This window comes from Skermania piniformis, assembly GCF_019285775.1.
Classification (GTDB): Bacteria; Actinomycetota; Actinomycetes; order Mycobacteriales; family Mycobacteriaceae; genus Skermania; species Skermania pinensis.
The window spans coordinates 2,086,819-2,108,063 of sequence record NZ_CP079105.1 but is presented as its reverse complement, the minus strand read 5'-3'; the positions used below and the strand labels follow the sequence as shown (position 1 = coordinate 2,108,063).

General features: G+C 68.8%; 18 protein-coding genes. 15 read left to right on the top strand and 3 right to left on the bottom strand.

From position 1 onward, the window contains the following. Nucleotides 1-94 precede the first annotated feature (94 nt). Nucleotides 95-1,021, bottom strand: coding sequence for an aldo/keto reductase (locus KV203_RS09815; RefSeq protein ID WP_066469962.1), 927 nt, complete (start codon nucleotides 1,019-1,021; stop codon nucleotides 95-97). A 146-nt stretch (nucleotides 1,022-1,167) separates the two neighbouring features. Here KV203_RS09815 and KV203_RS09810 point away from each other — a divergent pair, with 146 nt between their 5' ends. From KV203_RS09810 to mshC, 5 genes are read left to right on the top strand one after another with little or no spacing between them, the layout of a single operon-like run. Beyond that, nucleotides 1,168-2,010, top strand: a complete 843-nt coding sequence (locus KV203_RS09810; protein WP_174522043.1) for an undecaprenyl-diphosphate phosphatase — start codon at nucleotides 1,168-1,170, stop codon at nucleotides 2,008-2,010. A 31-nt stretch (nucleotides 2,011-2,041) separates the two neighbouring features. Next, nucleotides 2,042-2,803, top strand: a complete 762-nt coding sequence (locus tag KV203_RS09805) for a histidine phosphatase family protein (protein WP_083530019.1) — start codon at nucleotides 2,042-2,044, stop codon at nucleotides 2,801-2,803. Between the two features lie 11 nt (nucleotides 2,804-2,814). Then, entirely contained in the window at nucleotides 2,815-3,396 is a 582-nt protein-coding gene (locus KV203_RS09800) for a DUF3090 domain-containing protein (RefSeq protein ID WP_066469963.1), read from the top strand. Further along, complete coding sequence (locus KV203_RS09795) at nucleotides 3,393-4,217, top strand: SCO1664 family protein (RefSeq protein WP_066469966.1); 825 nt, start codon at nucleotides 3,393-3,395, stop codon at nucleotides 4,215-4,217. Before KV203_RS09800 ends, KV203_RS09795 begins: the two co-directional genes overlap by 4 nt. Before the next feature lie 52 nt (nucleotides 4,218-4,269). After that, nucleotides 4,270-5,529, top strand: coding sequence for a cysteine--1-D-myo-inosityl 2-amino-2-deoxy-alpha-D-glucopyranoside ligase (gene mshC / locus KV203_RS09790; protein ID WP_066469968.1), 1,260 nt, complete (start codon nucleotides 4,270-4,272; stop codon nucleotides 5,527-5,529). Nucleotides 5,530-5,634: 105 nt separating this feature from the next. On the opposite strand, the gene KV203_RS09785 is transcribed toward mshC, so the two are convergent. Both KV203_RS09785 and KV203_RS09780 read right to left on the bottom strand, forming a co-directional pair. Next, the gene (locus KV203_RS09785) at nucleotides 5,635-7,410 is read right to left on the bottom strand and encodes an enoyl-CoA hydratase-related protein (protein WP_157079786.1); all 1,776 of its coding nucleotides are present in this window, start codon (nucleotides 7,408-7,410) and stop codon (nucleotides 5,635-5,637) included. A 157-nt stretch (nucleotides 7,411-7,567) separates the two neighbouring features. After that, nucleotides 7,568-8,464, bottom strand: a complete 897-nt coding sequence (locus tag KV203_RS09780; RefSeq protein WP_066469970.1) for a PAC2 family protein — start codon at nucleotides 8,462-8,464, stop codon at nucleotides 7,568-7,570. 127 nt (nucleotides 8,465-8,591) lie between these two features. On the opposite strand from KV203_RS09780, the gene metH reads away from it, so the two are divergent. The 10 genes from metH (at nucleotide 8,592) to KV203_RS09730 (ending at nucleotide 21,213) form a co-directional block, all read left to right on the top strand. Next, nucleotides 8,592-12,143: a methionine synthase gene (gene metH, locus KV203_RS09775; RefSeq protein ID WP_066469972.1), complete on the top strand. Its 3,552-nt coding sequence runs from the start codon at nucleotides 8,592-8,594 to the stop codon at nucleotides 12,141-12,143. A 50-nt stretch (nucleotides 12,144-12,193) separates the two neighbouring features. Next, nucleotides 12,194-12,826 (top strand): HAD family hydrolase, encoded by a 633-nt coding sequence (locus tag KV203_RS09770; RefSeq protein ID WP_066469974.1) that lies wholly within the window; start codon nucleotides 12,194-12,196, stop codon nucleotides 12,824-12,826. Between the two features lie 176 nt (nucleotides 12,827-13,002). Further along, a complete protein-coding gene (locus KV203_RS09765) occupies nucleotides 13,003-13,872 on the top strand; it encodes a HalD/BesD family halogenase (protein WP_066469979.1) in 870 nt (289 codons plus the stop codon). Between the two features lie 23 nt (nucleotides 13,873-13,895). Next, nucleotides 13,896-14,774, top strand: coding sequence for a class I SAM-dependent methyltransferase (locus KV203_RS09760; RefSeq protein ID WP_246600846.1), 879 nt, complete (start codon nucleotides 13,896-13,898; stop codon nucleotides 14,772-14,774). Beyond that, nucleotides 14,771-16,606 carry a choline/carnitine O-acyltransferase gene (locus KV203_RS09755; RefSeq protein ID WP_066469985.1) on the top strand — a complete coding sequence of 612 codons (1,836 nt, stop codon included), beginning with the start codon at nucleotides 14,771-14,773 and terminating at the stop codon, nucleotides 16,604-16,606. Before KV203_RS09760 ends, KV203_RS09755 begins: the two co-directional genes overlap by 4 nt. Before the next feature lie 46 nt (nucleotides 16,607-16,652). Further along, a complete protein-coding gene (locus KV203_RS09750) occupies nucleotides 16,653-16,934 on the top strand; it encodes a phosphoribosyl-ATP diphosphatase (protein ID WP_174522044.1) in 282 nt (93 codons plus the stop codon). A 25-nt stretch (nucleotides 16,935-16,959) separates the two neighbouring features. Further along, on the top strand, nucleotides 16,960-17,817 hold the full coding sequence (gene hisG / locus KV203_RS09745; protein ID WP_066469988.1) for an ATP phosphoribosyltransferase: 858 nt from the start codon (nucleotides 16,960-16,962) through the stop codon (nucleotides 17,815-17,817). Between the two features lies 1 nt (nucleotide 17,818). Continuing rightward, nucleotides 17,819-18,652, top strand: a complete 834-nt coding sequence (locus tag KV203_RS09740; protein ID WP_066469991.1) for a tRNA (adenine-N1)-methyltransferase — start codon at nucleotides 17,819-17,821, stop codon at nucleotides 18,650-18,652. 105 nt (nucleotides 18,653-18,757) lie between these two features. Then, nucleotides 18,758-20,518, top strand: coding sequence for a proteasome ATPase (gene arc / locus KV203_RS09735; protein ID WP_066469994.1), 1,761 nt, complete (start codon nucleotides 18,758-18,760; stop codon nucleotides 20,516-20,518). 14 nt (nucleotides 20,519-20,532) lie between these two features. After that, nucleotides 20,533-21,213 carry a TIGR00266 family protein gene (locus KV203_RS09730; RefSeq protein WP_066469997.1) on the top strand — a complete coding sequence of 227 codons (681 nt, stop codon included), beginning with the start codon at nucleotides 20,533-20,535 and terminating at the stop codon, nucleotides 21,211-21,213. Nucleotides 21,214-21,245: the final 32 nt, after the last annotated feature.

Here is a 21,245-nt window from a genome sequence, read left to right as displayed (position 1 = left end):
GTCAGGTCGTCGCTCACGACATCTCCTCGGTGCGATCCGGGTGGCTGGCCACGACCGTAGCGGCCCGCACCGACAGGTTCGCCGACCGCGGAGATCAGGCGCTGACGTCGTCCAATGCCGCACCGATCGCCCGGGGCAGTTCCAGGTCCGCGGCGGCCAGCACGCCGGTGAGTTGCGCACTGTCCCGGGCGCCGACGATCGTGGCGGCCACCCCGGGCCGGTCCCGCGCCCACGCCAGGGCGACGCCGAGCGGCGAGGTGCCGAGACCGTCGGCGGCGGTCAGCACCGCATCCACCACCCGGCTGGTGCGCTCGTCGAGGTAGCCACGCACCTCGGCCGCGCGGTGCTCGTCGGCACCACGGGAATCGGCGGGGACGCCCGCGTGGTACTTGCCGGTGAGCACTCCGCCGGCCAGCGGCGCGGTGGCGAACATCCCGACTCGATGGTGCGCAGCGGCCGGCGCGTACTCGTATTCGGCACGCCGCTCCAACAGCGAGTACTCCACCTGGCCCGCGGTGATGCGGACTGCGCCGGCCAGGGTCGCCAGCTGCCATCCGGACAGCCCGCGCGCGCCCGCGTACCGCACCCGGCCACTCGACACCGCGGCGTCGAGCGTCGCCCCGATCTCGTCCACCGGGGTGGCCGGGTCCCACGCGGCGATGCTCCAGACATCCAGGTGATCGGTGCCCAGTTCGTCCAGGCTCTCGTCGAGCTGACGCAGGAGCGTGCGCCGGGAACAGTCGATGCGATGGGCACCGTCGAGGTCTTCGGCGATCCCCGCCGACCCGCTGAGCACGAGCTCGGACCGCGGGATGACGTCGTCGAGCAGCTCGGCGAGAACTCGTTGCGCGGCGCCGCCGGCGTACTCCGGTGAGGTATCGACCAGCGTGCCGCCCGCTTCGAAGAACCCCATCAGCTGGGCGGCGGCCTCGTCGCCGTCGGTCTCGCGTCCCCAGGAGCCGGTGCCCAGGCCCACGACCGATACTCGCAGACCACTCCCACCCACGGTGCGGTGCATCACCCGTCAGAGGGTAGTGCGACGCGCCGGTGATCCGACCCGAGGCTCGCGCGCGGTACTGTTCCAGCCGTGAAAATCCCCGCGCGCAGAACAGATTCGCCGAAAAACGACACTTCGGACGCTTCCCTGCGCTCGGCGGTGCACCGCTGATGGGTGAGTCCATGACCTGGCTGCAGGCGATCGTGCTGGGGGCGGTGCAAGGGCTCACCGAGTTTCTGCCCGTGTCGTCCTCGGCGCACCTGCGGATCGTGTCCGGGGTGTTCTTCGGTGACGACGCCGGCGCGTCGTTCACCGCCGTCACCCAGCTCGGGACCGAAGCTGCGGTGCTGATCTATTTCGCCCGCGATATCGCCCGGATCATCATGGCCTGGTTCCGCGGCCTGCTCGATAAGCGCGAGCGGAATCTGGACTACCGGATCGGCTGGTACGTGATCATTGCCACCATCCCGATCGGCGTGATCGGCTTCCTGCTCAAGGATCAGATCCGGACCGGCGCCCGCAATCTCTGGCTGATCTCGGCCATGCTGATCATCTTCGCGTTGGTGATCGCGGCAGCCGAGTATTTCGGCAGCAAGCAGCGCCCGCTCGAGCAGTTGACCACCCGAGACGGTTTGGCGATGGGTTTCGCCCAGTGCCTGGCGCTGATCCCGGGCGTCTCCCGCTCCGGCGCGACGTCGAGCGCCGGCCTGTTCCTCGGACTCACCCGGGAGGCCGCGGTCCGGTTCTCCTTCCTGTTGGCCATTCCGGCGGTCACCGCATCGGGTCTGTTCAGCCTGCCGGATGCGTTCGCGCCGGCCGGGGAGGGACTCAATGCCAGTGGCGCCCAACTGATCGTCGCGACGGTGGTGGCGTTCGGGCTCGGCTACGCCTCGATCGCCTGGCTGCTGCGGTTCGTGGCGCAACATTCGATGTACTGGTTCGTCGGCTACCGGATCGTGCTCGGCCTGGCGATGATGGGCCTGCTGGCCGGCGGCGTCGTCGCGGCGACCTGAGTAGCCTGCGAGGTATGACGGTTTCGCCGATATGACGGTGATCGTGCTCCGGCACGGCGAGTCCCGGTCCAATGTGGCCCGCACGCTCGCCGGTCGGACACCGGGTGTCGAGCTCACCGAACGGGGCCTGGACCAGGCTCGCGAACTGGCCGACCGGCTCGGCGGCAGCCAGGTCCGGGCGATCGTGCGGTCGCCGCTGCTGCGGTGTGCGCAGACGGTGGCACCGCTGGCGGCCGCCCTCGACCTGGAGCCGGTCGTCGACGAGCACCTCGCCGAGGTGGATTACGGCGAGTGGACCGGACGGCCGATCGCGGAGCTGATCGACGAACCGCTGTGGCGGGTGGTGCAGCAACACCCGTCGGCGGTCGAATTCCCCGGCGGTGAGCGGCTGGCTGCCGTGCAGTATCGGGCGGTCCGCGCCATCCGCGAACACGATCGGCGTCTCGCCGAGCAACACGGGACCGACGTCGTCTGGCTGGCGTGTACCCACGGTGACGTGATCAAGTCGGTGCTGGCAGATGCACTGGGCATGCATCTGGACGGATTTCAGCGAATCGTCGTCGAACCCGCCGCGCTGAGCGTGATCCGCTACACGCCGGGATCGGCCTACGTGCACCGGATGAACGTCACCGGCGGCGGGCCGAGGACACCGATCGCCCATCCGGCCGACAAGGCCGGCACCGGGCAGGCGCCCGGTGGTGACGTAGCACAGTCGGGGTCCGAGGATAATGAGGCCGAGGGCGATGACCCGCAGCGTACCGCCGCCCGGTCTCAGCGCGACGACCGTAGTTGAATGGAGGCGACATGCCACGCTCGGTCCATGAATTTCGAACCCTCGATCGGTTCGTCGCCGGCACGGTCGGGGAGCCGGGAGCGCGATCGTTCTACCTGCAGGTGGTGCACAGCAGCCGGGTGGTGAGCGTCGCGCTGGAGAAGCAACAGCTGCAGGTGTTGGCCGACCGGATGGGCCTGCTGCTCGACGAGGTACACCGTCGGTTCGGTGCCGACATTCCGCCGGTGCAGACCGAGGTCAGCGATACCAATCCGCTGGAGATGCCGATCGACACCGAGTTCCGGGTGGGCACGATGGGCCTCGGCTGGGATGCCGATGCCGGATCGGTGGTGGTCGAGTTGCTCGCCGTCACCGATACCGAACTCGACGAATCGATGGTGCTCGGCGACGCCGAGGAAGGACCGGATGCGGTGCGGGTGTTCCTCACCCCGATTCAAGCGCGGCAGTTCGCGCTGCGCTCGGAACGAGTGGTCTCCGCTGGCCGGCCACCCTGTCCGCTGTGCGAGCAACCACTGTCCGCGGAAGGGCATATCTGTACGCGCACCAACGGGTACCACCGGATCGCGATATCCGGTTCCGACGACACGCCGTGACGACAACCCCGACCGACGCCCTGCGGACCGGCGACCTCACCCCGCTGGGCCGGATACCGACCGCGAGCAACGCCACCCTGGTCTGTGAGGCGCGATCGGCGGGCGACTGCGTACGGTGCGTCTACAAGCCGGTGCGGGGCGAGCGACCGCTGTGGGATTTCCCGGATGGCACCCTCGCCGGCCGGGAGTTCGCCGCCTACCTGATCTCCGAGGCACTCGATTGGGGCGTCGTTCCCGAGACCGTGCTCCGAGACGGTCCGTTCGGGCTCGGCATGGTGCAACGCTGGGTGGACATCGTCGACCACGACCGGATCGACGACGACAGCGGGGACGACGTGGCACCGCCGCTCGGCCTGATCGACCTGGTTCCGCCCGACCGGGTGCCGGGCGGCTTCCGGCCGATCCTGCGTGCGTTGGCGCCGGGCGGGGACGAAGTCGTGTTGGTCCATGCCGACGACCCCCGGCTGCAGCGGATGGCCGTACTCGACGTGATCTTGAACAACGCCGACCGCAAGGGCGGGCATGCGCTGGACGGCACCGACGGCCGGGTCTACGGGGTCGACCACGGGATCTGCCTGCATGTCGAACCCAAGCTGCGCACCGTGTTGTGGGGGTGGGCGGGGGAGCCGGTGCCCGAGCACCTGCTCACGGATCTGAGCGACTACCGAACCCAGCTCGACCGGCGGCACGGCGCCGAACTCGCCGAACTGCTCACCGGCGCCGAACTGGACGCGCTGGCCGGGCGGGTGGACCGGCTGCTGACCAGCCGGATCATGCCGCTGCCGCCGGAGCACCGGCCGATACCGTGGCCGGCGTTCTGACCGCCACCCGGCCGCCGACGCCGGCTGCGGACGCGATCGCTAACCTCGGAGAATGCAGTCCTGGACCGAACCCCCAGTTCCGCAGGTGTCCGGCACGGGACTGCCGCTGCGGCTCTACGACACCGCCGACCGCGCGGTACGCCCGGTGGTACCCGGTCGGGTGGCGACGATGTACGTCTGCGGGATCACTCCGTACGACGCCACCCACCTCGGTCACGCTGCGACCTACCTGACCTTCGACCTGGTACATCGACTGTGGCGGGACGCGGGCCACGAGGTGCGGTACGTGCAGAACGTCACCGACGTCGACGACCCGCTCTTCGAACGCGCCGAGCGGGACGGGCTGGACTGGCGCGAGTTGGGCGCCCGGGAAACCGACCTCTTCCGGAGCGATATGGCGGCGCTGCGAGTGCTGCCGCCGCACGATTACGTCGGCGCGGTCGAATCGGTCGACGAAGTTGTCGAGCTGGTGAGCAAACTGCTGGCCGACGGCGCGGCCTACGTGGTGGCCGACCCCGAGTATCCGGATGTGTACTTCCGTGCCGACGCGACCGAGCAGTTCGGCTACGAATCCGGCTACGACCGCACGACGATGGACGCGCTGTTCGCCGAGCGCGGCGGCGACCCGGACCGACCGGGCAAACACGACCGGCTCGATCCGCTGCTCTGGCGTGCGGCGCGGCCGGGAGAACCGTCCTGGCCGGCCCCGATGGGACCGGGCCGGCCGGGCTGGCATATCGAGTGCGCGGCGATCGCGATCAACCGGCTCGGCATCGGATTCGATATCCAGGGCGGCGGTAGCGATCTGATCTTTCCGCACCACGAGTTCTCCGCCGCGCACGGCGAGGCACTCACCCCCGGACACCGGTTCGCCCGGCACTACGCGCACACCGGGATGATCGGCTGGGACGGGGCCAAGATGTCGAAAAGCCGCGGCAACCTGGTGCTGGTGTCGACGCTGCGCGCCGCCGGCGTGGACCCGGGCGCGATTCGGCTCGGCCTGTATGCCGGACATTATCGATCGGACCGGGAATGGAGCGACGCGGTGCTGGCGACCGCGGCGGCCCGGCTGGACCGGTGGCGCGCGGCGGTTGCGTTGCCGGCCGGGCCGGCGGCAGCCGACACCGTGGCGCGGCTGCGCCGATGGCTGGCCGACGACCTGGACACGCCGAAAGCGCTTGACGCCGTGGATGACTGGGCCGAGCGGGCGCTGACTCGAGGCGGCAGCGACCCGACCGCCCCCGGTGCGGTAGCCGACGCCGTGGACGCACTGCTCGGCGTCGCGTTGGTCGCTCCGGCCGAGGCGGCCTGACCCGGACCGGCGAGCAGATACAGCGGCGGCGCCTGCGCCCACTGTCCCCCGACAGTGGAAAGTGCGCACAGGCGCCGCCGAAGTCGAACGGGCGGGCCGAGCAGATCAGCGAACGAAGGCGTGCCGCCGCGCGGCGAATCCGCCGCGGTCGTCGAAGAGGTCGGCCATCGTCTGACCGAGCTCGAACCGCTCGCACGAGTTGATCACCGGGTCGGCGTCGTCGAGCCGGAGTGTCTTCGTCGCCATCGTGGCTTGCCAGGCGTCACCCGCGTAGTGCTGGGCAAGCGCGGAAAGCCAGTCCTGGAACTGGGCCGGATTGCGCGGGCCGATCTGGTCCACCAGGCCGATCCGCAGGGCTTGGCGGGCACTGATCGGAAGGCACTCCCGGGTGAGCCGCGCCGCAACTTGGCCGCCCACCCGTTCCGGCAGCGTGTAGGTGTGCAGTTCGGAGCCGAACAGGCCCATCGTGGCGTAGTGCGGGTTCAGCACCACGCCGGCGCGGGCCACCACCACGTCGGCCCCGAGCGGCAACATGGCACCGCCGGCGTTGGCGTCGCCGGTGAAGGCGGCGACGATCACCTTGCTCCGGCATTCCAGGATCGCCCGGGCCACCCCGTTGATCGCGACGACGTTCTCCCAGGCCTCGTGCGCCGGGTCGACCGCGTCCTCGATCACGTTCAGGTGGATGCCGTTGCTGAAATAGTCGGTCCCGCCGGTGAGCAGGATCACTCCGGTGTCGTCTCGAGCAGCGGTGAGCAGCGCCCGGGTCAGTCGCCGCGACTGCTCGGTGCTCATCGCCCCGTTGTAGAAGGAGAACGACACGTGCCCGACCGCACCCTCACGGCGGTAATGCACGCCCGGATAGCCCGACGGCGCACTTCGGGTCGGCACCATCGCCGCCACATCGGGCAGTGCGAGGGTGGCGGGTAGCTTGATCCGATCCTCGCCGGACAGCCGCGCATGTCCGATCCAGACGCTGCCGGTGTCGCCGGCCGCCACCCGCAGGGCGCCGTACTGTTTGGCCACGATCGTCCCCGGCGCCGCGTCGACCGGGCCGTCCGGGTGCGCGTCGTAGACGTAGAGCACATAGTTCGCCAACTCGGCAAGCACGCCCGGGGACCCGTCGGCCGCCCGGATGGTGCGACAGATCCGCTCGGGCCCGTCGGTCCAGTGGAATGCGCGCGTCGCCTGAGACATCACCGACCGTTTCCGGCCGGCGAACTCCGACTGCAACGGGACCGGGGGCAACGACATCGGCCGGAACTCCGGGTCGGTGAACCCGGCCACCACCTCCCGGACACACTCGACGGCGGCGTCCGCGACCGGGCCCTTGTAGATCGACGATTTGCGCGCCACGCCGATGCCGAAGCTTCGCGCGGCCAGTACCGGACCTTCCGCCGAACCGGCTCCGGCGGCGAAAGCGGTTACTCCCCAGGTGGTCTCACCGTTCATCAGCGCCCAGTCGAGCGAGCTGAGTCCGCGGTCGCCCGGCGGACCCGGGTAGAGCCCCACGGTGGGGTAACGGCGCCGGATCGGCTCGGGAACGGTCACCGTCGGATACGGGCAGATGATCAGCTCGAAGTCGGCAGCGGCCATCGCCTGGGTCAGGTCGTCGGTGTCGGACACCACGACCACCCGCACCGTATGCCCCATTTCCCGTAGGGCGAGCGCGGCGCGTTGAGTCAGCCCGTCGACGGCGGTGACCAGGAACAACACGTGGACGACGGGCGGAACAGGGGCCGGTTCGGCCGGGATCGGGTCGGTGCCGAGCTGGTGCGGTACCACCGGTGCCGGGCCGATCGGGTCCGACCCGATGGGGGGATCGGCGACGAGCCGGGTCCGCGCGCGGCGGATGGCGCGGGAGGGATTGGCGATCCTCAACTCAGCTTTCCTTTCGCGACCTGGCGGAACAGCCGCGCGAAAAGGACCGGATGAGCAGCCGGGCGCGGCCTGGAGGGGTCGGCCCCGAGACACCTCACCGTACTCAGAGTACGCTTTTGGTCCGGAAGAAGGAAGTCGAGTTCGGTTAGCTGTCAGTTCACAGACCGAAAGATCCGGGTCGGCCCCGGCGCTTGAGGTACTTCTCGAATTCCGCCGCGATCTCGTCTCCGTCGACCTTCGACATCGCCTCGGAGACGTCGAACTCCGCGTCGCCGCGCTCTTCCAGTGTGCGGACGTACTCCGCGATGTCCTCGTCCTCGGCGGTCATCTCCGACACCGCCTGCTCCCAGTTCTCCGCCTGCTCGGGTAGTTCCCCGAGCGGCACCTCGATGTCGAGTACGTCCTCCACGCGGCGTAACAACGCGATCGAGGCCTTCGGGTTGGGCGGCTGCGACACGTAGTGCGGTACCGCAGCCCAGAACGACACCGCGGGCACACCGGCCTTCACACACTCGTCCTGCAGTACCCCGGTGATTCCGGTGGGACCTTCGTAGCGGGTTTCCTCCAGGTTGAACCGCTCGGCCGCGGACCTGCTGTATGCGGTGCCGGTGACCGGCACCGGCCGGGTGTGCGGCGTGTCGGCGAGCAGCGCCCCCAGGATCACCACCGAGGTCACGCCGAGCTGCTCGACGAACTCCAGCAGATCGTCGCAGAAACTGCGCCACCGCATATTCGGCTCGACGCCGCGCAACAGCAATACGTCCCGTTCACTGCCGGGCGGCGAGCATACCGAGAGCATGGTCGACGGCCACTGGATCTCCCTGGTCACCCCGTCGACCAGCCGCACGGTCGGCCGATTGACCTGGTAGTCGTAGTAGTCTTCGGAGTCGAGCTCGGCCAGCGGCGCAGCGTCCCAGATCAGCTCCAGATGTTCGACCGCACCGCTGGCGGCGTCGCCGGCATCGTTCCAGCCCTCGAAAGCCGCTACCAGGATCGGATCGCGCAGGGTGGGCAGATCCGGATCGGGGCTTTCCGCGTAGTCGCTACCGCTCACGACCTGAGCCTACGTTTCTGCCCTCCCGAACCGGCGGCGGATCGGTATCGCGTCCGCGTCGCAGTCCGATCCACGACCGGTTTCGCATCCGAATACCGTGTCGGTGCTCGGCGTTAAGCTTGGGGATATGGCTATACCGATCGATCCGGCTCTCTTCGAGGCGATAGACCGACGGGTGGTGATCGGTGACGGCGCCATGGGCACGATGCTGCAGGCGGCCGATCTGACCCTGGACGATTTCGTCGGGTTGGAGGGGTGCAACGAGATCCTCAACGACACCCGGCCGGACGTGTTGCGCAGCATTCACCGCGCCTACTTCGAGGCCGGGGCCGACGCGGTGGAGACCAACACCTTCGGCTGCAATCTGCCGAACCTGGCGGACTACGACATCGCCGACCGAATCCGTGAGTTGGCCGAGAAGGGCACGCGACTGGCCCGCGAGGTGGCCGACGAGGTAGGGCCGGGGCGCGACGGTATGCCCCGGCTGGTGCTCGGGTCGATGGGCCCCGGCACCAAGTTGCCGACGCTGGGGCATGCCCCCTTCGCCGCGCTGCGCGACGCCTACACCGAGGCTGCGCTGGGCATGATCGACGGTGGCGCGAACGCGATCCTGATCGAGACCTGCCAGGACCTGCTCCAGGTGAAGGCGGCGGTGATCGGCAGCCGCCGGGCGATGACCCAGCGCGGCCGCCGCCTGCCGATCATCACCCACGTCACGGTGGAAACCACCGGCACGATGCTGGTCGGCAGCGAGATCGGCGCGGCCCTGACCGCGCTGGAACCGCTCGGGATCGACATGATCGGGCTGAACTGCGCTACCGGCCCGGACGAGATGAGCGAGCATCTGCGGCACCTGTCGCGGCACGCTCGGATCCCGGTGTCGGTGATGCCGAACGCCGGTCTGCCGGTACTGGGCGCCCACGGCGCGGAGTATCCGCTCGGTCCGGCCGAGTTGGCGCAGGCGCTGTCCGGGTTCGTCGGCGAGTTCGGCTTGGCGCTGGTCGGGGGATGCTGCGGGACGACACCCGAGCACATCCGGCAGCTCGCCGACGCGGTCCACGCCGCACCGCGTGGGGTCCGCACCCCGACTCCGGAGCCGGCGGTGTCCAGCCTGTATTCGGCGGTTCCGTTCGCCCAGGACGCATCGATACTGATGATCGGCGAGCGCACCAACGCCAACGGTTCGAAAGCCTTCCGCGAGGCGATGCTGGCCGCGGATTGGCAGCGTTGCCTGGAGATCGCCAAAGACCAGACCCGCGACGGTGCGCACCTGCTGGACGTCTGCGTCGACTACGTCGGCCGGGACGGCGCTGCCGACATGGCCGAGCTGGCCGGCCGCCTGGCCACCGCATCCACGTTGCCGATCATGCTGGATTCCACCGAGATCGACGTGCTCCGCACCGGGCTCGAGCATCTGGGTGGGCGGTGCGCGGTGAACTCGGTGAACTACGAGGACGGCGACGGGCCGGAGTCGCGCTTCCACACCACGATGGCGCTGGTCGCCGAGCACGGCGCCGCCGTGGTCGCGTTGACCATCGACGAGGAGGGCCAGGCCCGCACCGCCGCAAAGAAGGTGCAGATCGCCGAGCGGCTGATCGCCGACATCACCGGCAACTGGGGTCTGGACGAGTCGTCGATCATCGTCGACACGCTCACCTTCACGCTGGGCACCGGCCAGGAAGAGTCCCGCCGCGACGGCATCGAGACCATCGAGGCGATCCGCGAGCTGAAACAACGGCATCCGCGGGTGCAGACCACGTTGGGCCTGTCCAACATCTCGTTCGGGTTGAACCCGGCGGCGCGGCAGGTGCTGAACTCGGTGTTCATGCACGAGTGCGTCGAAGCCGGGCTGGATACCGCGATCGTGCACGCGTCGAAGATCCTGCCGATGGCCCGGATCCCGGAGGATCAGCGCACCGCCGCGCTGGATCTGGTCTACGACCGGCGGCGGGACGACTACGACCCGCTGCAGACGTTGATGACCATGTTCGAGGGGGTGTCGGCGGCGGACGCGCGGGCCTCCCGCGCCGACGAGCTGGCGGCGTTACCCCTGTTCGAGCGGTTGGAGCGGCGGATCGTGGACGGCGACCGCAACGGCCTCGATACCGATCTGGACCAGGCGATGCAGACGGTGCCACCGCTGCAGATCATCAACGAGACCCTGCTGGCCGGGATGAAGACGGTCGGCGAGCTGTTCGGGTCCGGGCAGATGCAGCTGCCGTTCGTGTTGCAGTCCGCCGAGGTGATGAAAGCCGCCGTATCGCATCTGGAACCGCACATGGAGGCAACCGACGACGCCGGCAAGGGCCGGATCGTGCTGGCCACGGTGAAGGGTGACGTGCACGACATCGGCAAGAACCTGGTGGACATCATCTTGTCCAACAACGGCTACGAAGTGGTGAATCTCGGAATCAAACAGCCGATCGCGGCAATCGTCGACGCCGCCGTGGACAAGAAAGCCGACGTGATCGGCATGTCCGGCCTGCTGGTCAAGTCGACCGTGGTGATGAAGGAGAACCTGGCCGAGCTGAACGCCCGCGGGATGGCGGAGCAATTCCCGGTGCTACTCGGCGGGGCCGCGCTCACCCGGTCCTACGTGGAGAACGACCTGACCGAGGTCTATCACGGCGAAGTCAGCTACGCCCGTGACGCTTTCGAGGGCTTGCGGCTGATGGACGCGATCATGACCCGCAAGCGCGGCGGCGGCACTGCTCCGGACAGCCCGGAACAGCTCGCCGCGGCGGAGCAGGCCGCCGAGCGTCGCGCCCGGCACGAACGATCCAAGCGAATCGCCGAGCGCCGCAAGGCGGCCGAGACCCCTGTGCAGGTGCCCGCCCGCTCCGACGTCGCCGAACTCGACGCGGTGCCGGCGCCGCCGTTCTGGGGAACCCGGATCGTCAAAGGGGTCGCGCTGGCCGAGTACCGTGGCCTGCTCGACGAGCGCGCGCTGTTCCTCGGTCAGTGGGGTCTGCGCGGCCAGCGCGGGGGAGCCGGGCCGAGCTACGACGAGCTGGTCGAGACGGAAGGCCGACCGCGGCTGCGGTACTGGCTGGACCGGCTCGCGACCGCGGGGGTGCTGTCCCACGCCGCGGTGGTGTACGGCTACGCGCCGGTGGTGAGCCAGGGCGACGAGGTGATCGTGCTTGCCGAACCCACACCGGACGCGGTGGCCCGGTTCCGGTTCCGGTTCCCCCGCCAGCAGCGAGACCGGTTCCTCGGCATCGCCGACTTCGTCCGCTCCCGCGAGCGCGCGCTCGCGACCGGCACGGTGGACGTGCTCCCGTTGCAGTTGGTCACGATGGGACAGCCGATCGCCGACTTCGCCAACGAGCTGTTCGCGGCGAACTCCTATCGTGACTATCTCGAGGTGCACGGGATCGGGGTCCAGCTGACCGAGGCGCTGGCCGAGTACTGGCACAAGCGGGTGCGCGCCGATCTGGGTATCGCGGGCGACGACCCGGCCGACGTCGCCGAGTATTTCAAGCTCGGTTACCGCGGCGCCCGGTTCTCCTTCGGCTACGCCGCCTGCCCGGATCTGGACGACCGCGCGGCGTTGGTGGAGTTCCTCGGCGCGGACCGGATCGGGGTGACGCTCAGCGAGGAGTTGCAGTTGCATCCGGAGCAATCCACCGATGCGTTCGTGCTGCACCATCCCGAGGCGAAGTATTTCAGCACGTGACATCGGCACCTGCCGGCGACCATCGGCTTCCGGCGGCCGTCTTGTGGGACATGGACGGCACCCTGCTCGACTCGGAGAAGCTGTGGGATGTGGCGGTGCGCGAGCTGTCCGTGCAGCTGGGCGGGGTGATGACCGACGAGACCAGGCACGCACTGGTCGGCTCGGCCGGACCGGCCGCGTTGCAGATCATCTTCGCGTCGGTCGGCCGGGAGCCGACTCCGGCCGCACTGACCACGGCCACGGCCTGGTTGGAGAACCGGGTGACCGAACTGTTCGCCCGGGGCATCGACTGGCGGCCGGGCGCGGCGACCGCGCTGGCAACGGTCCGGGCCGCCGGTCTGCGGACGGCGCTGGTGACCAATACCCAGCGACGGCTGACCGAGGTTGCCCTGGACACGCTCGACCGAGCGCATTTCGATGTGACCGTGTGTGGCGACGAGGTCGTTCGCGGCAAGCCGGCACCCGACCCGTATCGGCGGGCGGCGGAGCTGCTCGACGTCCCGATCGGCAATTGTCTGGCGATCGAAGACTCACCCACCGGCGTCGCGGCCGCTGAGGCCGCCGGTTGCGCAGTGCTGGCGGTGCCCTCGGAGATCGCGGTGCCCACCGGGCCGGGCCGGACTGTCCGCACCTCGTTGCGCGGATTGCAGCTCGCCGATCTGCAGCGTGCCTACACCAGCTGAGCAACATCCCCGCGACCGAAATATCGGTGCGTTCCGAACGGAAATCCGGAATTTTCCCCGGATGACGCGGTCTACATTGTAAAAAAACATGCTGCGCGCTACAACGTGTGATCTTTCACTGTCCCAGTTCAGGCTGCTCGCGGCGGGCGTCGGATCGCATCTGGACAATGGAATCCATGGGAAGCGCGCATACCCAGGTCATCGACGACGTGGTCGACACACATCGATATCCGCTCGACGACCCGGGCAGCGCTGCGTGGCGCGCGGTGGTCGACCGCGCTCGCGCGGAACTCGGCCAGGACGGCTGCAGCGTGCTCCCCGATTTCATCCGGCCCGAGCTACGCGCGGAGCTCCGCGCGCAAGGTGCCGCCGTGGCGCCGGCCGCGCACTACCGGGTCGAACGGGTCAACGCCTACAATATTCCGCTCGATACCGTACTGCCCGACGACCATCCGGCCCGGCTGCAGATGGACCGGGGAAATGCCTTCGTCGCCCGAGACCAGATTCCGGCGGACGCGCTGATCCACCAGCTCTATACCAGCGCGGTGTTCCAGCAGTTCGTCGCCGACTGTTTCCAGCTGCCGGCGCTGTACGAGTACGCCGATCCGCTCGCCGGGCTGTGCCTCAACGTGGTGTCACCCGGCATGTCACATCCGTGGCACTTCGACACCAACGAGTTCACGGTCAGCATGCTCACCCAGCGGTCCGAGTCCGGCGGCAGCTTCGAGTACTGCCCGAACATCCGGACCCCGGCGACCGAGAACTTCGCCGATATCGCCGCGGTACTGCGCGGCACCGGTGACCGATTCGTGCGGCAGCTGGAGCTCCGGCCGGGGGATCTGCAGCTGTTCCAGGGTCGGTTCTCGCTGCACCGGGTCACGCCGGTCGCCGGGACGACCGCCCGGCATTCGGCAATCTTCGCCTACAGCGATCGACCGGGCGTGATCGGCGCCGTCGAACGCACCAGGCAACTGTTCGGCCGCGTGTTGCCCGCGCATCACGCTGCAGCCGCGCACGCCGTGCGCGGTGATCGCCTGCTGGACTGACGCCGGAAGGAGTTCCACACACCGTGCGCAGTGACCCACCCGCCCCGACCGTACGACCGAGCCAGGAGGTGCCGGCGCCCGATCCCGACGCCGCGAAGCAGTCCTTCGACCATGTGTATACCCAGCCCGATCCGCGCGCGTACTACGCCGAACTCACCAAACTCGGCTATTGCATTCCGGAACTGGCAAAACCGTACTTCCGCAAGCTGATCAAAGATTATCGGGCGGACCGGCAGGTCGACACCCCGACGATCCTGGACGTCGGCTGCAGCTACGGGATCAACGCCGCCCTGTTGCGCTGCGATACGACGATGCGTGAGCTGGCCGAGCATTACCAGACCGCCGAGTCCACCGGCGCCGCCGAACTGGCGGCGCGCGACCGGGCGATGGTGCGCTCGCGCAGCGGAATCGGCGATATCCGGTTCATCGGGCTGGACGCGTCCGAGCCCGCGCTGGATTACGCCCGGGCGGCCGGATTTCTCGACGACGCACTGCATGCCGACCTGGAGCAGGCCGATCCGACTGCGGCACAACGCGACCAGTTGGCCGACGTCGACCTGGTGTTCTCCACCGGCTGTATCGGTTACGTCACCGAACGCACGATCGGTCGCGTCGCCCGGGCAGCGCGGCGCCGGCCGTGGATGGCCCACTTCGTGCTGCGGATGTTCTCCTTCGACGCGATGCGCGCGGAGCTGGACCGGCTGGGCTACCAGACCGAGCAGGTGGACGGAGTGTTCCGGCAGCGCCGGTTCGCCGACGAGCGCGAGCAGGAGCAGGTGTTGGAAACGTTGGGGCACAGTGGAATCGATCCCTCCGGGCTGGAGTCGGAGGGGTGGTTCTACGCACAATTGTTCATCTCCCGACCGCACCCGGACGCCGGTGCGATAGAACCTTCCGTATGACTCGTACCGATCAGCCGGGCGCCGATCCGACCGCGCCGCTGTCCGACCGCACGTTCGGAAACGAAGATCGACTGCCCCGGGTGCCGTTGCCGACGCTCGAGCAGAGCTGCGCCCGGGTCGTCGAGTGGTGTGCCCCGTTGCTCACCGCCGAGCAGCTCGCCGACACCGAGCAGGCGGTGTCGCAGTTTCTCGCGCCGGACAGCCCCGCGCACGCGCTGCAGGCGGCACTCGTCGAGTACGACGCCACCCCGGGAGTGGCCAGCTGGCTGGACGACTTCTGGCAGTCGCGTTATCTGGGTCGGCGCGACCGGATCGCACTGAACGCCAACTTCTTCTTCCTGTTCAACGACACGGGCGAGAACCAGGTGGATCGAGCGGCCGGACTGATCGCCGGCGCGGTCGACTACAAGCTGCGGGTGGACGCGGAGACGATGCCGCCGGCGGTGGCCCGCGGGGTGCCGCAGTCGATGGAGCAGCAGAAGTTCCTGTTCTCCGAGACCCGGATCCCGGGAGCGGTGCAGGACACGGTGCGGATGCCGTACACCGAGGCCGAGCCGGGCCCGTCCACTGCGCGGCATATCGCCGTGAGCTACCGCCGCAACCTGTTCACGATGGATGTGGTGGGCCCCGACGGCGTGCCGTACAGCCTGACCGATCTGGCCGCGGGTCTGTCCGAGGTGATCCGGCTCGGCGCCGAGGCCAACCCGGCCGACGCCGCCGTGGGTGCGCTGACCACGAAGGCGCGGGCGGAGTGGGCGGCCGCCCGGGACGGTCTGCTGCCGGCCAACAAGGACGCCTTCGACGCGGTGGAGACGGCGTTGTTCTTCCTCGCGCTCGACGATCTCGAGCCGGTCGACGAACAGCAGGCCAGCGATCACCTGCTCCACGGGGACGCCGGCAATCGGTGGTTCGACAAGTCGGTGTCGCTGATCGTGTTCGCCGACGGCCGGGCCGGGATCAACAGCGAGCACCTGGGGCTGGACGGCACGACGATCCTCGGCTTCGTCGACTTCCTGCTGGAGAAGACCTCGGCCGAGCACGCCGCGGACGCCGGCGCCCGCGATCAGGGCACGCCGGCGGTGAGCCCGGTGCGATTCGAGCTCACCGATGCCCAACGCGCCGACATCGGTGCCGCGGCAGCCGATTTCGCGCAGTACGCAGCCGACATGGCGTATCTCGGGATGGACGTCGCGGGCTTCGATGCACCGCGGGTGAAGGCGATGAAGGTCTCGCCCGACGGTTTCGTGCAGATGGCGTACCAGCTCGCCCACAAGCGGGCCAAGGGTTTCAACGGCGCCACCTACGAGTCGATCGCCACGCGGCAGTTTCAGAACGGGCGGACCGAGGCGATGCGCGTGGTAACCCCCCAGGTGCTCGAGTTCGTCGCGGCGATGGACGACCCGGCGGCCGACGACGACACCAGGCGCACCACGCTGCGGGCGGCGATCGACGCGCATGTGGCCCGGGCCAAGCAGTGCCAGTCCGGTGCCGCACCGGAGCAGCATCTGTGGGAGCTGCAGCTGCTGCAGCGGCGGCTGATCGAGCAGGGCCGTGGCGCCGGACTCGATGCTCCGCTGGCGTTGTACACCAGCCCGGGCTGGACGATCATGCGCGACGATTACCTGAGCACCAGCTCGGCGCCGTCGGTGAACATCCAGTTCTTCGGGTTCGGCTCGACCAGCGAGCAGTGCATCGGCCTGGCCTACGCCCTGCTCCCGGCTCGGTGGAACCTGTACCTGAGCACGCCGAAGCGGGTCGAGGCGCAGATGCAGATGTTCGCCCAGCAGCTGCCGATCGCCGCGAACGAGCTGGCGGCGTTGCTGGAGGCCTGAGCACCCGGGCCGGCGGCGCTGCTGCCGACGGGCGGACAGCGGGCACGTGCGAGAATCACGCCTCGTGAAATCGTTCGACTCGCTGTTCGCCGAGCTGGCCGACAAGGCGGTCACTCGCCCGGCCGGTTCGGGCACGGTCGCCGCGCTCGACGCCGGCGTGCACAGCCACGGCAAGAAGGTGCTCGAAGAGGCCGGCGAGGTCTGGCTGGCCGCCGAGCACGAAAGCGACGACGCCCTGGCCGAGGAGATTTCGCAGCTGCTGTACTGGGTGCAGGTGTTGATGCTGGGCCGGGGGCTGCGGCTCGAGGACGTCTACCGCCACCTCTGATCCGCAACCCGAAAGGAACGCATCCATGCTGCGCGTCGCCGTACCGAACAAGGGTGCGTTGTCCGAGGCCGCCGCGGAAATCCTGAGCGAGGCCGGCTACCGGCGGCGGAGCGATACTCGGGACCTCACCGTGCTGGACCCGGCCAACGACGTCGAGTTCTTTTTCCTCCGCCCGAAGGACATCGCGATCTACGTCGGTTCCGGCGATCTCGATCTCGGCATCACCGGCCGCGACCTCGCGTTGGATTCGGGGGCGCCGGTGCGTGAGCGGCTGGCGCTGGGCTTCGGCCGGTCCACCTTCCGCTACGCCGCACCGGCCGGGCGGGATTGGAAGGTCGACGATCTGGCCGGGCAGCGGATCGCGACCGCCTATCCGAATCTGGTGCGCGCCGATCTGGCCGACCGGGGGATCGAGGCGACCGTGATCCGGTTGGACGGGGCGGTGGAGATCTCGATCCAGTTGGGCGTGGCCGATGCGATCGCCGACGTGGTCGGTTCCGGGCGGACGCTGCGGCAACACGATCTGGTGGCCTTCGGCGAGATCTTGTGCGAGTCGGAGGGCGTGCTCGTCGAGCGGGTCGCCACGCAACCGGGTGCGTCGGACAAGGCGCGCAACCAGCTGGCCGCCCGGATCCAGGGGGTGGTGCTGGCCCAGCAGTATCTGATGCTCGACTACGACTGCCCGCGCGCGATCCTGGACCGGGCCGTGCAGATCACCCCGGGTCTGGAGTCGCCGACACTGTCGCCGCTGGCCGACCCGGACTGGGTCGCGGTGCGGGCGATGGTGCCGCGCACGGCGCACAACGCGGTGATGGACGAGCTGGCCGAGCTCGGCGCGCGGGCGATCCTGGCCTCCGACATCCGCTCCTGCCGGGCGTTCTGAGGTGCCCGCGCGCCGCACCGGCCCGTTCCAGCCGGGGGACCGGGTGCAGCTGTCCGACGCCAAGGGCCGCAAGCACACGGTCGTGCTCGACCCTGGGAAGCAGTTCCACACCCATCGCGGCGCCATCGCCCACGACGACCTGATCGGAGCTGCCGAGGGCACCGTGGTGACCTCCACCAACGGCACCCCGTACCTGGCGTTGCGGCCGTTGTTGGTCGACTACGTGTTGGCGATGCCGCGCGGTGCCGCGGTGATCTACCCGAAGGACGCCGCACAGATCGTCGCCGAGGCCGACGTGTTCCCGGGTGCCCGGGTGCTGGAGGCGGGTGCCGGTTCGGGCGCGCTGACCTGCTCGCTGTTGCGTGCGGTCGGGCCGGCCGGGCAGGTGATCTCCTACGAGGTCCGGGCGGACCACGCTGAGCACGCGCGGCGCAATGTCGAGACGTTCTTCGGCGACCTCCCGCCGAACTGGGAACTGCAGATTTCCGACGTCGCCGACTACTCCGGCGACCCGGTCGACCGGGTGGTGTTGGACATGCTCGCCCCCTGGGAGGTGCTGCCGACGATCGCCGAAAAGTTGCTGCCGGGCGGGGTGCTGATCAGCTATATCGCCACTGTGACGCAGCTCTCACGGGTAGTCGAAGCACTGCGCGAACAGGGTGGCTGGACCGAGCCGCGGGCATGGGAGTCGATGGTGCGGGATTGGCACGTAGTCGGGCTTGCGGTGCGCCCTGAGCACCGGATGCAGGGGCACACCGCGTTTCTGGTCGGCACCCGGCGGCTCGCCCCGGGAACCGTCGCGCCGAAACCGCAACGTCGTCCGTCGAAGGGCTGACACAGACCACGCGCACCCCCCGTGACCTGGTCCAGACTCGTGTCGGACAGCAGTTGTCCGGGATCGCCGGTAGCGTTGTGTGACCGGTACTGGGAGGAGCGGCAGATGAGCCCAATCGAGAACACCGATTCGGATCCCTGGCGAGAGCTCGATGCCGCCCGTGCCGAGATCGCCGCGCTCCGCCGGCAGATGATCGATTCACCCGATCGAGCGCGTGAGGCCGAGGCCCGGATCGAGGCGCTGACCATCCGCAACACCAAGCTGATGGACACCTTGCGGGACGCCCGGGAACAACTGGTGGCGCTACGCGAGGAGGTGGATCGGCTCGGCCAGCCACCGAGCGGCTACGGCGTGCTGCTCGGTGTGCATCCGGACCAGACGGTCGACGTCTTCACCTCGGGCCGCAAGATGCGACTGACCTGCTCGCCGAACATCGAGCTGGCCGGCCTGGAGCAAGGCCGGACGCTGCGGCTGAACGAGGCACTGACCGTGGTCGAGGTCGGCCCGTACGAGCGGGTCGGCGAGATCAGCACGCTGCGCGAGGTCCTCGACGACGGCCAGCGGGCGCTGGTGGTCGGACATGCCGACGAGGAGCGGGTGGTGTGGCTGGCCGCGCCGCTGGCCAAGGTCGCCTGCGACGACGATCTGGCCAATCCGGATATCCCGATTCGTCGGCTGCGGCCGGGAGATTCGCTGTTGGTCGACACCAAGGCCGGATTCGCTTTCGAGCGGGTGCCCAAGGCCGAGGTGGAGGACCTGGTGCTGGAGGAGGTGCCCGACGTCGACTACAACGACATCGGCGGCCTCGGTCGGCAGATCGAACAGATCCGGGACGCGGTCGAGCTGCCGTTCTTGCACAAGGATCTGTTCCACGAATATTCGTTGCGCCCGCCGAAGGGGGTCTTGCTCTACGGCCCGCCCGGCTGCGGCAAGACGCTGATCGCCAAGGCGGTGGCGAACTCGCTGGCGAAGAAGATCGCCGAGGCCCGCGGCGACGACGCCCGGGAGGCGAAGTCGTACTTCCTCAACATCAAGGGCCCGGAGCTGCTGAACAAGTTCGTCGGCGAGACCGAGCGGCACATCCGGATCATCTTCCAGCGCGCCCGGGAGAAGGCGTCGGAGGGGACGCCGGTGATCGTGTTCTTCGACGAGATGGACTCGATCTTCCGGACCCGCGGTTCCGGCGTGTCCTCCGATGTCGAGACCACCGTGGTGCCGCAGCTGCTCAGCGAGATCGACGGGGTCGAGGGCCTGGAGAACGTCATCGTGATCGGTGCCTCCAACCGGGAGGACATGATCGATCCGGCGATCCTGCGGCCCGGTCGGCTCGACGTGAAAATCAAGATCGAGCGGCCGGACGCCGAGTCGGCGCAGGACATCTTCTCCAAGTACCTGACCGAGTCGCTGCCGGTGCACGCCGACGACATCGCCGAGTTCGGTGGCGATCGGGCAGCGTGTGTCCGGGCGATGATCGAGCGGGTGGTCGATCGGATGTACGCCGAGAGCGAGGACAACCGGTTTCTCGAGGTGACCTATGCCAACGGGGACAAGGAGGTCCTGTACTTCAAGGACTTCAATTCGGGCGCGATGATCCAGAACATCGTGGATCGATCGAAGAAGTACGCGATCAAGGCGGTGCTCGATACCGGCGCACCGGGTCTGCGGATCCAGCATCTGTTCGATTCGATCGTCGACGAGTTCTCCGAGAACGAGGACCTGCCGAACACGACGAATCCGGACGACTGGGCTCGTATCTCCGGGAAGAAGGGTGAGCGGATCGTCTATATCCGGACACTGGTCACCGGCAAGAACGCCAGTGCCAGCCGGGCGATCGACACCGAATCCAACACCGGCCAGTACCTGTAGCTAGTCTGCACGGCGTGCAGATTCAACTTCGCCACAACCCGGCCTACACGGTCGCTCGTTGCTTCCTCGGTCCGCAGGAGCCGGTCCGGGTGGAGAGTGGGGCGATGATCGCCCACTCGGCCGGCGTGCAGGTGCAGGCCAAGGCCGAGGGCGGAATCATCGCCGGGTTGAAACGGTCGGTGCTGGCGGGCGAGTCGTTCTTCGTCACCACGTTCACCGCGCCGCCCGATGGCGGCTGGGTGGACGTGGCGTCGGCCTTGCCCGGTGATGCGCTGGCCCTGCAGATCACGCCCGAGCGGCCGTACTTCATCACCCGTGGTGGCTGGCTGGCCAGCTCGTACGGCGTCGAGGTGGAGGGCAAGTGGGGCGGATTCACCAACCTGTTCGGCGGTGAAGGCGGCTTCGGGATGCGCGCGCACGGGAACGGCGAGGTGGTGCTCGGCGTGTACGGCGCCATCGACGTGTTCGATCTGGCACCGGGCGAGCAGGTGACCATCGACACCGGGCATGTGGTCGCCTACGACCTGGCGATGACGTTCCGGATGCGTCGCGCCGTCGCCGGGCGCTCGATCCAATCCCTGAAGTCCGGCGAGGGCCTGGTCTTCGATTTCACCGGACCGGGGCGGGTGTTGTTGCAAACCCGCAACCCGGGAGCGTTCGCGGCATGGGCCGGTTCCTCGGCATCTGCCGGCTGAAGACCGAGAGAACACGCGACGACAAATCACTC